This is a genomic window from Flavihumibacter sp. CACIAM 22H1 (assembly GCF_001601815.1).
Taxonomy (GTDB): domain Bacteria; phylum Bacteroidota; class Bacteroidia; order Chitinophagales; family Chitinophagaceae; genus Flavihumibacter.
The window spans coordinates 45002-58360 of record NZ_LUKG01000015.1; the positions used below are offsets into that span (position 1 = coordinate 45002).

Below are 13359 nucleotides of genomic sequence, written 5' to 3' on the forward strand. Positions count from 1 at the left end.
AATGTTCAAAACTTAAAATGATTATAGGGTAAGGTTGAGGCCGAATTGAAAGCCACGTGGTTGCGGGGGCGTTCCAAATGATCCGATACCCTGGGCGGTAGGATCAGAGGTCACATTCGATTCCGGGTCGCCGGTATACTTGGTCAGGAGGAATAAATTGGTAGCTACGGCATAAACACGGGCCGATTTCAGCAAAGCCCTATGTGCCCATTTTGCCGGAAGATTATAACCCAGTGACAGCTGCCTTAACCGGAGAAAGGAAGCATCTTCGAGGTAACGACTGTTCTGATCGAGTGAATAATTATTGCCCACGGAAGTTAATCTCGGCATATCTGTCTGGTCCCCTTCTTTCTGCCAGCGGTTGGAAAGATTGGTTAATACTCCTCCGCTCAGCGGATTCCTTTCCCGGAAATAACGTTGCAGGTTGAGCGAATAATTTCCATATTGAAAACTGAAAAGAAAACTCAGGTCAAATTGGCGATACGTGAAAGAATTTGTTATGCCTCCATAAAATTTCGGATAAAAACTGTTCATTATTTTCCTGTCTTCTACTGTTAACCCATCTTCCTGTCCTTCAAATACAGCATCGCCTGTTTTAGGATCAACATACAGCTGCTGGTACAGCCAGAAAGAGTTCATCGAATAACCTTCCTGCAGTATCACCCAATCGCGGGTATAGCGGGTAATGGGTGTGGGCAGGCGCTCGATCTTATTACGGTTACCGGAAATATTCAGGCTGGTGCGCCAGCTGAAATTCCGTTCGTTCAGGTTAACATGCTGAATGGTCAGTTCCCAACCGGTATTGCTTAACTCCCCCACATTTTCCCAGTAAGAACTAAAGCCACTGGAAGAGGGAAGTGGTTGTTGCAAAAGAATTCCCGATGTATATTTCCTGTACCAGTCGGCTGTTATGGACAGCCGGTTATTATTGAGGGAGAGGTCTATACCGATATCGGTTTGAGCGGTTTTTTCCCAACTCAGGTTCTGGTTGCCCAATTGCCGGGGACCAATACCTGGCAGTGGCGTACCCGCCACATCAGCATACCCCGAACCGCCTGACCACAACCCCCGCGAAGCAAAATTATCGATGCCCGACTGGTTACCCGTTATACCATAAGAGGCACGTAGTTTCAATTCATTTAACCAGCTAAGATTTTTTAGAAAAGATTCTTCTTTCATTCTCCAGCCTACGGAAAAAGCGGGGAAATAGCCCCAGCGTTTGTTGGCGCCGAATTTGGAAGAACCATCTGCCCGAACAGTAGCTTCCGCAAAATACCGGGAGGCATAGTTATACCCGATTCTTCCAAATAATGAAGAGAGGGTAAACTTTGTATAGGACTCAGACGATGTTTGAATGGAAGCAGCAGAAATCAACCTGTAATTATCATTCGCAAAGCCGCGCCCTTCTGCATAGGTATAGGCAAGGTCACTGCTTTGAATGGTATTGCCTGCCAGAGCAGTAAGTCCATGTAACCCCCATTTGGTCTGGTAAGTAAGGGTTTGCTCATTGATCCAGGTATTGTTTTGCGAAATGGCTGAAATAGCCTGCCCGTTGGCTGCCCGACCTATACTTGTTTTGGAATTCCAGTATTGTGCTTCGTCATAGGTATTATAGTCAAGGCTGAAACTGCTTCTGAACTTTAGTCCCTTGGCAAGCTGAGCATCGAGGTATGCACTACCTACGTAGCGGATACTTTTAGTATTAACCGCATAGTTCTCCATTAATACATAGGTATTATCGGATCCAACCGACGTACCATCTTCGGCAAACTTGGGCGAATAGGTTGCGGCAGAAACCGCAGAATTCCATAAGCTAACCTGTGGGCCATCGCCTGTGCGGGCCTGGTTGCGATAGCTGCGCGAAAAATTATTGGTTAATCCGAAACTGATCCGGTCGGTTAGTTTCTGGTCAAAATTGAATTTTACACCCACCCGGTTAAAACCTATTACTTTAAAAAACGCGTCCTGATCTGTATAACCTGCACCCAGGTAATAGCGCGAGCCATTGGTACCTCCTTCCAGAGAAAGATTATAATCCTGCACCCTACCTTTTCTTAAAAGATCGCCCAGGCGGTCATAGGTTTCCTGTTCTTCCGGTAAGCCGGCGCCGCCTTCTGCCTTCGGACGAAATGGACGATTGGCAAAGGTTCTGTTCAAAGCAGGGTTATCAATGCCTGAGTTAATCCAGTATTCATTGGCAAGGCGCGCCGTTTCCGGACCCGATGCCAGTTTAGGCAAAGTAGTTTTATCCGCTTCTACCCAACCATTAGATATAGCCAGTGAAAGTTTGGGCTTGGCATTGTATTGTCCTTTTTTAGTGGTTACAATTATTACTCCGTTGGCTCCGCGTGAACCGTAAATGGCCGTAGCCGACGCGTCTTTCAGCACTTCAATGCTTTCAATATCAGCAGGATTAATATCGGCCAGCGGAGAGGTGGTTCTACCCCCCAGGTTGGTGGTTTGAAGGCTGTTATTATTCAGGAAAACCCCGTCAATAATATAAAGGGGATCGCTGCTGGAGTTGATAGATGTAGTACCACGTACCCGTACAAACGCAGCTTCGCCCGGCACCCCTGAATTTGAGATTACCTGCAACCCCGGAGAAGCGCCCTGCAATTGCGCATCAAAACTTGCCACCGGTATGCGTTTCAACTCAGCGGGATTGATCTTTGCTACAGAACCAGTAATATCTGAACGCTTTTGGGTGCCGTATCCAACCACCACCACTTCATTCAGATCGCCGGGTTTAGGTTGTAACTGAAATTGATTGACCCGGCTCGATACCGTTTGTTCCAATCGCTCATAACCAACATAGGTTATCAGTAGCACCACGGGCAGTTGCCTGATGCCTTTTAACAGGAACCGGCCATTTTTATCGGTTATTACTTCCAATGGCAGATCCTTTGCCTGCACCACTGCACCAGCCAGTGGTTGTTGTGACTTACTATCTATAACAATGCCGGTGAGGGCATTTTCCGGAATAGAATCTTTGTTGGTTTGTGCAATTACCTGGTTGGCCAATAATACCAACACAAAAAAATAGAAATGCTTTACAGCATACTTGCTATACATGGGGAATATTTGTGAAAAGTAAGGGAATAGAAGTCCTGTGCCAGTTATAAACCGACAGATCAAAGCAGTGTGCAACAGTATTAACCACCAGCCATGAAACAGCCGGCTGGCAATTACCGCACTAAATTTGTTTTAATAAATTGGGGAGAAAGCGCTATCAGCAACAACAATACTGCGAAGAAAAATAATGCGCCTGAACAACCACCCTACTCCTGGAAGGAGCAGCTTTTGATACCTGTATCATAACAATAATTTTTTAAGCAGACCGATTTTTCCTGCTGGTGGTTAACAGCGAAAAATCTTTCTATTTATTAGTCTACCGATTAGATAGACAAAATAACTACATAATTCCCATCTCTCCAAATTCATTGATTTTTTTAGGGGAAATTTTCCGGGCGGATTTTTTTTAATAAGTTTCGTCTAGTACTGAAGTGGATTAACACCTGTTACCTTTTTAAAAATACGCGTAAAATGACTTTGGTCTGAAAAGCCGGTAAGGTAGGTTATATCCGTTAGTGAATAGGCTTGCTCTAACATTAGTTCTTTAGCCTTTTCAATACGTTGTTGGCGAAGGTAGTCGCCAAAACTCAGGTTATTAAAGTATGCTGGAAATTCCCTTGAAATATAAGACGGATGGAGATCAAGTGATTGTGAAACTTCTTTCAGACTAAGGGCTGTATCGATATGATCCTGCAAAATGGTTCTCAGCTCCTGCACCCATTGGGGAGTATGTTTTTTCTTTCGGTTATTTTTTTCCAGCAAGCTGCTGTATAGTTTCCAGAGCATAGATTCATTGGGTTGTTGTAAATGAGTTTCATGCTGCAGAAACCGGGCCCAGTTATACAAGGCGTCGTATAGTATTAGTCCCACAGACAATAGTTCCTGATCATCTTTTATCGTATAGGAAAGGCCCGAAGACAGGGCCCACCATCCCGCCACTTCCGGAGCAAGTTGGTGTTGATCAGTATCAGCGCCTCGCACGATAACAGCCATTCTACGTAAAGCCGGTTCGTCCAGTTTATATTCTTTCAAAAAAGCATCAAAGCTGCAATATGGACCATCATGGGAAAATTTTACACCCGGCACATCAAAAGGGATGGCCGATTCTGTAACTGCCAATGTGTGCACCTGGTCGAAAGGAACAAAAAGAAAAACAGCTTCGGGATCAATAAAACGGCGGATCAGCCAGGGACAGGCTATTCTGTCAACCTTTGGTCGTTCGCGTGTAATCCATTTCATGCGGAATAATTATAGATCGGGAAATAGTAATTTAAGTACAAGTCCAACGCCCGCTCCCAACAGGATCAATACAGGTTCCGGGATTTTTTTAAACCGGATGAGTATGATCAACACCAGTAGCGCGAGCACAATCGAAGGAAAATCCGTAAACTGCCTTTTTCCTAAAACCACTACTGCACCAATAATTGCACCAATTGCTCCGGCTGTGACACCTTCCACAAATTCTTTGATTCCGGCTTTTTTCCCATATTTCTTGAAATAGGGAGCAGGTAATACTGTAAACAGGTAACAGGGTAAAAAAGTTGCCAGGGATGCAACTACAGCGCCCATCCAACCAGCAGTAAGGTAACCTATAAATCCGACGGTGATAACAACTGGTCCGGGCGTAATCATTGCCACCGCCACTGCATCAAGAAATTGCTGATCATTTAACCAATGGTATTCATTTACCACCGACCCGTATAAAAATGGCACTATTGCCAGGCCACTGCCAAAAACAAAAGCTCCTGCCTTTAAGAAAAAAAGCCCAATAGTAGTGAGTTTTTCGTTCTCCTGAACTTGTACGGTTTGTTGCCAGAATAAAAACAGTGTTTGTATTCCGTTCAATACCTGAGTATGCCCGCGTTTTTTTGATAACCACCAACTGAGCCCTCCTGCCGCCAATAGTAACCAACTACTTTCCTTTTCTGTAATAAACGTGTTGATTGCCAGTAGGAATGCGATGATCCAGTAGATCTTATTTTTTCCCAGGCTTTTTATTGAAAGTTTATAGGCAGATACGGCTATTATAGCCATTACTGTTGCACCAACTCCATAGAAGACCGCCTGGATCCAGCCAATTCCATCGTATACTACATATAAATAACCAAGGGCCAGCACCATTAAAAAGGACGGCATTATAAATGCAAAACCCACCAGCGTTGCGCCGATTAAGCCAAAATGAATAAACCCTATATAAATTGCCAACTGTGCTGCAAGAGGACCCGGTGCAAGTTGCGCAAGCGAAAGTCCTTCTTTATATTCTTCTTCAGAAATCCAGTTTCTTTGTTCTACAAGATCTCTGTGCATATGGGCCACCAACGCTACCGGGCCTCCAAAACCAATTGCTCCCAGTTTAAGAAAATATTTTACCAAATCAAAAAGCCGGTAGCGGATTGACAGTTCCATTTTTGCTGCTTGTTATTATTTACAAGTTTAGCTATGCAAAAAGGGAAAAAATAGCACACTATTTACTTTTGGAAGAACGATGACAGTTCCAACACAATCTCTTTAATAACGTTATTAAATCCCTCTTCATATGCAGGAAGACAACCGTTGCTGATCACAACAATTCCATATTTTTCTTTGGGATCAAAAAACATTGCGCTGTGTAATCCATAAGCCGAACCGGTATGTCCCACCAGGGTTTTGCCAGGAAGCAGGGTTTTGGTAACATGCAATGCCAGGCCATAGCCCGATTGTTCAGACAAAGGGGTTTGCATGCGGCGGCTATGCTTTCTGGAAATAATCCGCTGACCATTGGTTTTCCCGTAATTCATGTGCAGGAGCATATAACGGGCCAGGTCAGTGGCAGATATTTTCATACCACCGGTAGGAGAAAAAACAGGGGTACTATAACCCATAGTGTACTGGCTGATTTCTTCTCTCCTGGGTGCATAAGCGGCGGGAGAAGCCAGGAAACCCAGGGTATCGTTCCGGTATTCATAGAGGGTAGCAAACCGACCTGCATCAAGCGAGTCTACACAATACCCGCCATACAGGTTAAGTGGGTCCAGGATATGGTGTTTGATGTATTGATCAAACCGCTCTCCGCTGAACTTTTCAATAATGGTTCCGACCATATTAAAATTAAGGTTGCAATACTGGTAACCGTCACCAGGTGCATACTGGTTGTAACAACTGTCGGCATGGGGGTTTTTAGCTGGGTTAATAGCATCCAGGGTAAAATAGCCCTGGCTGTCATTGATGCCGGAGCGATGTGATAAGAGGTGTTCCAGTGTAATGGCTTTATCCGGGAAACGCGGATTTCTTACGGTAAATCCAACCAGCTCACTGACATCGTCCTGCAGGTTCAGTTTTCCCGCTTCCACCAACTGTAAAACTGCGGTTGCAGAAAAGGATTTGGAAATAGAAGCAATACGGAAAATATCCGTATTGCTTAAAGGAATCCGGGCAGCAAGCTCTTTGTATCCGAAGGATTGCGTATAAACCAGTTTATTTTTTTTCACAACGGCCACCGAAAACCCCACGGCTTTTCCTGCATCAACGATTGCCTGTAAAGATTGCTCCACCGTTGACACCTGCGCCTGCGCTGCGTAAGTAACCAGTACTAACAGCCAAGAAAAACTTCGCATAATTCTCCTGTACATAGGTTAAATTTTAACTGTTCAGTATACGCTTTCCGTTTTTTAACAAGCTTCACTAATTCCCAGTCCTGTTCGCCTTTCTTTGCGCCGGCCATTCGGCTTGTTTGCCGCTACGGGAGTTGATCGGCAATACTGCTTTTTCGCGCGATGTTTTTTCCGGATCCTCGCAAGCCATATATACCAGGATTGCGGTAAGAATGGCATTGTTCCGGACGTCATCAAACACTATTTTATCATAAGTATCGCGGTTGGTATGCCAGGTGTAATTGCCATAAGACCAGCTTTTGGAACTCAGGGAAAAAGCTGGTGCACCTACCGCTACAAAGGAGGCATAATCGGATCCACCACCACTGGGCGATCCAGGGAAACTGGTTTCAATTTCTCCCCGGATCTCCTGGGGTACTTTCGACAACCAACGACCGATATAGGAGTATGCATGCAAAAAACCCTGTCCGGAGATATTGGCCACCCGGCCCGTACCATTATCCTGGTTGAACAGGGCCTGCAGGTTGTCTACAATTTCGGCATGGTCTTCTACAAAAGCGCGGGAACCATTCAAGCCCTGCTCTTCACTACCCCAATGGCCAACCAGGATGGTTCGTTTGGGATTGGGATAAATTTTCCTGAGTATGCGCATGGCTTCCATCATTACAATGGTGCCGGTAGCGTTGTCTGTAGCACCGGTACCGCCGTCCCAGGAATCGAAATGGGCGGACAGCATTACATATTCGTTGGGTTTCTCGGTTCCTTTGATCTCCGCGAGGGTGTTAAAAGTTGGAACTTTACCCAGTTCTTTGGAATCCGCCCGAACACTGATAACGGGTTTTACCCCCGATTCTGTGAGGCGGTATAACATTCCATAATCTTCCAGGGCCACATCTATGGTTGGAATTTTAGTGGTATTGGCACCAAAGATCTTATTAACACCGAATCCGGAAGACCAATTGCAGATAACTACGCCCGCAGCGCCTGCATTTTCGAGTGCCAGCGCCAGTGCTTTTGCATTGAGACCGGTATTGCTGATACGTTTTCTCCAGGCAGTGGTTTGGGCATCGCGTTCTTTTTTCATTTTCTCAAAAGAAGCGGTGGTGGCCCATTCCTGCCAGTTATAATCTGGCCGGCCAGTGGGTTGGTTCTGGAAATAAGCACAAATTTTCCCTTAACAGCTGGCAGCCATTTCTGAAAAGATAGAGAATCGGGCTGGTCGGCCAGGATAATGGTTTCACCCGTAACAGTTTTTCCTTTGGTACTGGGGCTCCAGGCAAGCTGCATGCCTTCCAGTGATTTTACGCGGGGCGATACCAGGTCAATATGGGTGATGCCTCTCTCCCAGCCTCTCCATTCGCCCCAGTTTTCGATCCTGGCCTGGATGCCCCATTCCTTGTATTTGGCTATAGCCCAATCGGCGGCTTTTTTCATTTGCGGGGTGCCAACCAGGCGGGGACCAATACCATCGGTTAGCTGATGGGCAATGGTTTCCAATTCTGAGTGCTCATTGGCTTCTTTAACAATTGCGGCTATAATCAGCGAATCGTTGTTTTGGGCGAATCCTGCAGTACTAATCAGGAAACAGCCTGCAAGCAGGGTTTGCTGGAAAAATCTCATGTTCGGTTAAGTATTGTTGTTAGGGTTACAATTTACGGAATTCAGATCAACGGACATTTACTGCTTTAAAGCAGCAAGCTACCGGGAAGGCGCTCCGTGACAGCTGCCTTCCGGGCTGTTTTAAGAGGTTTGCCGGGTCATTAAAAAGAGCATGTTGATAGGGTATTACTAGGGTTTTGATAGGGTTTTGATAGGGTATTTACTGAAGCTATACCCAATCTAAAGTATTTAAAGATTCTATAATATTTGTACAACCCTAGCGCTGTTACACCTATATTATTTATATTTAATACATCACCAACCCCCTCATCCATGGCAAGTAGTACAACTTCTATTCTGAAGGAATACAGCGGCAAATTGGGAGACCTGTTTGTATTGAAGCGCTATGGCAACAAATCAGTGATCTGTATGCTGCCACAAAAGAATAAGCAAAAAAAGCGAACAGAGAAGCAGTTACAGAACAACCAATTGATGGCAATGGCAAATACTTTTGCTAAGGAAATAATGGAAGATCCGGCAAGAAGAGATGCGGCCCAGGTTTATTTAAATGTAACCCGTAACAAATTATATACAAGCCTGGTGCAGTTCTATTTTCAGCAGGCAAAAAAAGCAAAGGAAAATGGCTTGCCTATTCCGGGCACCATAATCATACCTGCTGCAACCAGGTAAGCGGGCGGCAGGTATGAAAAAACACCATCACTTTAACGCCACGACCGGCTTCACACATCTGCTGCACCCGACCTTGGCAATTGCCCGCTCTTTTTTTAAACTACTCATTCAGCAGGAGCACTACATTCCCTTTCTTTTTTCCGCTATCAACATACCGGTTAGCCGCAACGATTTCGTTAAACGGATAGACTTTATCAATAACAGCCTGGCATTTCCCTTTTTCAAATAATTCCCTGATAAGTTGTAGATGGGAAAGTTTTTGACCAGCCATATCCAAACCGCCTACGGTTACAAACCGACCGCCCTGGTTAAGCAGGTGTTTACAGGATTGCCTGGAAATTTTACCCACGGCATCAAAAACGAGATCGAATTTTTTTTGGCATTGGGTAAAATCCTCCTGATCGTAACAAATAATGGAAGTAGCGCCCAGGCCTTGTAGCAGATCTTTACCAGCGCTGCTGCAAACGGACGTGAGCTCCGCATTAAAATAGTGAGCCAACTGAACAGCAGCTGTACCTACCGACCCACTGGCGCCGTAAACCAGTATCGAAGCTCTTTTGCTTGCATTGATACCAGCTTTTTCAAAAAAATATATTGCAGTATGCCAGCCAAATGGCAAGGCTGCGGCTTGCTCAAAACCAGCATTAGCGGGCATTGTAAGCACGATGCTATTTTCTTTTACGTTGATGTATTCTGCATAGGCACCGAAGCTAAACCCTGTCATACCAAAAACCCTATCGCCTACTTTAAACCTGCTTACCTTTTTTCCGGTATCAACCACCATACCAGCGTACACCATACCCAATACCGATCTTCTTGGCCGGGAAAAACCAAGCACCATTTGCATTACTATTTTCTGAAGGCCGCTAACGGCAAGACTACGAAGTTTTACATCGCCTGAATTAACGGAACTGGCCATTATTCTAACCAAAATCTCGTCATTTCTGCAAACAGGCTTCTTTACTTCCTGAATTTGCAAAACCTCGGGGGCACCGTATTGCCTGCATACGGCAGCTTTCATTTTCTGCATGTAATACTGGTTAGAAGTTAATACCAAAATGAAATCCAGGTTCGCCGTAAACAAATTTGGACCATTTATCATCCAACTGCTTAAATCCATCCGGCAATTTGGTATGATAAGCACGGTGCGTAATTGCAAGAGATGGCTGAATAAAAAACCGGTCCTTAAAAAGTTTAATATGGTACCCTATGCGGTAGGTATTAAAAAGCTGGAAACCCCTGTCCATCTTTTTGCCATTATTGTTCACAAAATCCTGTAACGTAGGCATTAGATTGAGTTCGGCATACAGGCCATTCCATACAAACCGTTGGTAAGCCACCGATAAGCCATATTCACGAACATAGCCAGGAAATTTTTCCTCCGGCTTGCCGTAAGCCTTGTTCAAAAAAGGGTGAATGCCATTTGGCCAGGCGTATTTCCAGGTTTTTGGTTCCAGTGTAATGACATCATTTCCTGAAATCCGGTAGCCAATATTTAGCTGTACAAAGTCGGGGGGATTGGTAGAAGACAGGTTACCGAGTAAAAACAAGGTGCTGCCAATGAACCATTTTTTATAGGTACTGTCTGTTTGGGCATATTGTGCATTGAGTTGTGACCCGGAAGACAGCATAAAGGCAAGGCTAAGGAGTAAAAATTTATTTTGCATATCATTTTTTAAGGTAAATGATCCTACAAAATTAGACGGGGTACCTACCGTAACCCGTACACTTAAGTTAAGAAAATCTCTTGCCAACCTACGCTTAGTGCGGCCTATTTTTTGACGAGTCTGCCCCGTAGTCTGCTGAGCGATTGTGGTGTAATTCCCAAATAACTTGCCAATTGATGTTGAGGTATTCTTTGAAAAAGATCCGGGCGTTCCTGCAAGAGTCGCAAATATCGTTGTTCCGGACTGGATGTTTTAAAGTTATCCAGTTCCTTTTTAGTTTTAGCAGCTACATTTTCCGAAATTACCCTGCACAGCATTTCAAATCGTGGAAACCGGGCAAATGATTCTTGTTCTATTTGCGGGTTAGACACTAAAAGTACCGTGTCTTCTACACAGGAAATATAGTAGTCAGAATAGGTACCGTCTTTAACGCAAGGAGGAGATAATACATCCAATTCGGTATAAAACTCGGTCGTTTTTTCTTCACCATCTATTAAATAGTAACAGCGTAAACAACCTTTCAGCACAAAATAATTATCCTGTGATTTCTTTCCCGCCTCTAGCACGCAGGTTCCTTTTTTGCAATATTTAGTCAGGCTCAGTTCTCTGATAATCTGCTTTTCCTCATCGGAAAGGTTGATATAACGCGCCACATAATCAAAAAGTATATTCTCCATTTTTCAACAATAAAACCGGCATTCTAAAAAATAAAGGTATTAAAAAAACGCTTACCCGCTGCTGCTGTGCATTGCTCGTGAGCTCCTCCCATATTTCGAAGCACCCTATATTATAGTAACGAGGCGGTTGACCTCCGTAGACGTTGCCGTGGAGTTAAAACAAAATTACCATTTATTATTATTATTGTTTCGTTTTCTCAGAATACCAATACTGATATATTGACAATTTGAGACTTCAAACCCTGACGCATTAATTACAACTTTGTCTTTCGTTTTCATTGCAATTCGTATTGCTAAAACTTTTTCACCCTTTTCATATAAATATTCTATTGAAGGATAACCGAATCCTTCTTCATCATTATCCAGTTCAGGATCACTATCTGGGTGTTTGTTAAGAGCTACACCTTGAATTGTATCTACACATTGTTTGATGTTATTTTTTGTGACATATTTAAAATCAATTCTATTGTTATCTAGAAAATCGATTTTTATTTCTTGAAAAACTGTATCATTTTGAAACTGATAATAGTATTCTTTTTCCTGATAATATATTTTATTCGTTGGCATTTCGGATTTTTCACTATTACTATCAATAATTATTTTTTCCATTTCCCTAGTAGTGATATTTCCACAACCTGACAATGATAAAAACAAGATTAACCTAATCATATTTACCTATTTTATCTAGTGCTTTTTTGGGTTTCTTTATTGCCTTTAATGCTTTTCTTTTTAAGTTGCCTATCTGAAGAAGGTATTGTGTATTTGGATGGAACTCTATAGTCTATAATATCTTTTCGCTTAAATTTCGACTCTTTTACTTGATCTCCTTGATTTCCCCCAAGCAAAATTGTTATATTATCTCCATCAATAGCAGTTACGAATCCTACATGCCCTTTGCCGCCGCCATAGTCAATAACCGCAATTGCACCAAAAACTGGTTCTCCTCCTGTGCTTTTGCCCCAGTCTTTCCATGAAAGGGCTCTAGCACTTCCAGTACCGCTGTATCCAGCTTTTTCCATCGTCCAGTTAACAAATGAAGAGCACCATGCAGTTTCATCATCTTGAAATTTACCTGAAGTAGTTGAATGATACTCTATTATTCGTTCATTGTGCTTGTTTTTTTCTTTTATTTCAACTTGTCCAATTTCTTTTTCCGCTATTGTCATCCATGGCGCTGAAATTGTCGATATTGAAGTTTTGCTAAGTCTAAATCCAAATGGAGAAGAATGTGCTTTTTCTGCTGAAGCCAATCCTCCAAATAAAAACACCTTTTTCCCTGTGTTGTCATCTACAATATAATTGTATGTACTTGTATTTAAAACCTTCCCATTATTAAACGTTTTATACTGATGAACTTCATAATGAAACCCATCTTGTATTGGAATATTATTGTCTTCTTTTTCTATTGTCAAAATTGGCTTTGACTGGCTGGTACCGAAAATATGAACAACTACTTTTGATTCTTCGCCATCAAGATCAATTGACCCAATTGGGCTATTGCTTGAGTATTGATATGGCGTTAGCATTGTATATGACTTAAAAAGTGGATCCACACTTAAGAACCGTCCCAACCTTGGATCATGGATCCTCATTCCATAATCCTGCTGATTGCCCGTTCCTTTTACCTCATTGTCATTCTCTTTTCCATTAAATCCATACCTGTATACGCCCGCTGTCCCATACATTCCGCCGCCGGTGTATTGGTTACCTGTTCCGGCATAGCTTTCGTCGGCAATATATGCATCGAATTCGTCGGTTGCACCACTTTCAAACTCTCCGGAAAGCTCTATGCTGTTACTGGCTACGTATTCGCTCGGCTCAATACCGCTGCGACTCGATAACACCAGGTCTACCGGCAACTGGTAACCGTTCACCTCGGTAGTCCCAGACACTTCGCCTCCCGGAATATTGATTCCCATACCTACCTGCCGACCCGGCATCAACATACCGAATGGATAATAATCACTGGCACTAACCACTTCCGCCTGGAAATAATCATAGATTCCATCTGAATCGGTGTCTATCCCGACTTTCTTATCCGATACCGTAGCCAGCACATTGCCC

Annotated in this window: 12 protein-coding genes; 1 reads left to right on the forward strand and 11 read right to left on the reverse strand. The window is 43.5% G+C overall.

From position 1 onward, the window contains the following. Positions 1-21: 21 nt before the first annotated feature. From A1D16_RS06645 to A1D16_RS06670, 6 genes are all read right to left on the reverse strand, one after another. Positions 22-3072, reverse strand: coding sequence for a TonB-dependent receptor (locus A1D16_RS06645; RefSeq protein ID WP_290708543.1), 3051 nt, complete (start codon positions 3070-3072; stop codon positions 22-24). A gap of 420 nt (positions 3073-3492) precedes the next feature. After that, positions 3493-4311 (reverse strand): chromate resistance protein ChrB domain-containing protein, encoded by an 819-nt coding sequence (locus A1D16_RS06650; RefSeq protein WP_290708545.1) that lies wholly within the window; start codon positions 4309-4311, stop codon positions 3493-3495. A 9-nt stretch (positions 4312-4320) separates the two neighbouring features. Next, the gene (locus A1D16_RS06655; RefSeq protein WP_290708547.1) at positions 4321-5478 is read right to left on the reverse strand and encodes a chromate transporter; all 1158 of its coding nucleotides are present in this window, start codon (positions 5476-5478) and stop codon (positions 4321-4323) included. 62 nt (positions 5479-5540) lie between these two features. After that, positions 5541-6680 (reverse strand): serine hydrolase domain-containing protein, encoded by a 1140-nt coding sequence (locus A1D16_RS06660; protein ID WP_290708549.1) that lies wholly within the window; start codon positions 6678-6680, stop codon positions 5541-5543. 52 nt (positions 6681-6732) lie between these two features. Continuing rightward, a complete protein-coding gene (locus tag A1D16_RS06665) occupies positions 6733-7746 on the reverse strand; it encodes a M20/M25/M40 family metallo-hydrolase (RefSeq protein WP_290708550.1) in 1014 nt (337 codons plus the stop codon). Next, on the reverse strand, positions 7743-8282 hold the full coding sequence (locus A1D16_RS06670) for a hypothetical protein (RefSeq protein ID WP_290708551.1): 540 nt from the start codon (positions 8280-8282) through the stop codon (positions 7743-7745). The genes A1D16_RS06665 and A1D16_RS06670 overlap by 4 nt, the downstream gene beginning before the upstream one ends. A 312-nt stretch (positions 8283-8594) precedes the next feature. Between A1D16_RS06670 and A1D16_RS06675 the strand changes: the two genes are divergently transcribed. After that, complete coding sequence (locus A1D16_RS06675) at positions 8595-8951, forward strand: hypothetical protein (protein ID WP_290708552.1); 357 nt, start codon at positions 8595-8597, stop codon at positions 8949-8951. Positions 8952-9051: 100 nt separating this feature from the next. On the opposite strand, the gene A1D16_RS06680 is transcribed toward A1D16_RS06675, so the two are convergent. The 5 genes from A1D16_RS06680 to A1D16_RS06700 form a co-directional block, all read right to left on the reverse strand. Further along, complete coding sequence (locus A1D16_RS06680) at positions 9052-9981, reverse strand: NAD(P)-dependent alcohol dehydrogenase (RefSeq protein WP_290708553.1); 930 nt, start codon at positions 9979-9981, stop codon at positions 9052-9054. Positions 9982-9991: 10 nt separating this feature from the next. Continuing rightward, positions 9992-10618, reverse strand: coding sequence for a hypothetical protein (locus A1D16_RS06685; RefSeq protein ID WP_290708554.1), 627 nt, complete (start codon positions 10616-10618; stop codon positions 9992-9994). 104 nt (positions 10619-10722) lie between these two features. Further along, the gene (locus A1D16_RS06690) at positions 10723-11295 is read right to left on the reverse strand and encodes a Crp/Fnr family transcriptional regulator (protein WP_290708555.1); all 573 of its coding nucleotides are present in this window, start codon (positions 11293-11295) and stop codon (positions 10723-10725) included. A gap of 165 nt (positions 11296-11460) precedes the next feature. Next, the gene (locus tag A1D16_RS06695; RefSeq protein WP_290708556.1) at positions 11461-11964 is read right to left on the reverse strand and encodes a hypothetical protein; all 504 of its coding nucleotides are present in this window, start codon (positions 11962-11964) and stop codon (positions 11461-11463) included. An 11-nt stretch (positions 11965-11975) separates the two neighbouring features. Beyond that, the coding region (locus A1D16_RS06700; RefSeq protein WP_290708558.1) for a TIGR02594 family protein at positions 11976-13359 on the reverse strand (1384 nt) is incomplete at its 5' end.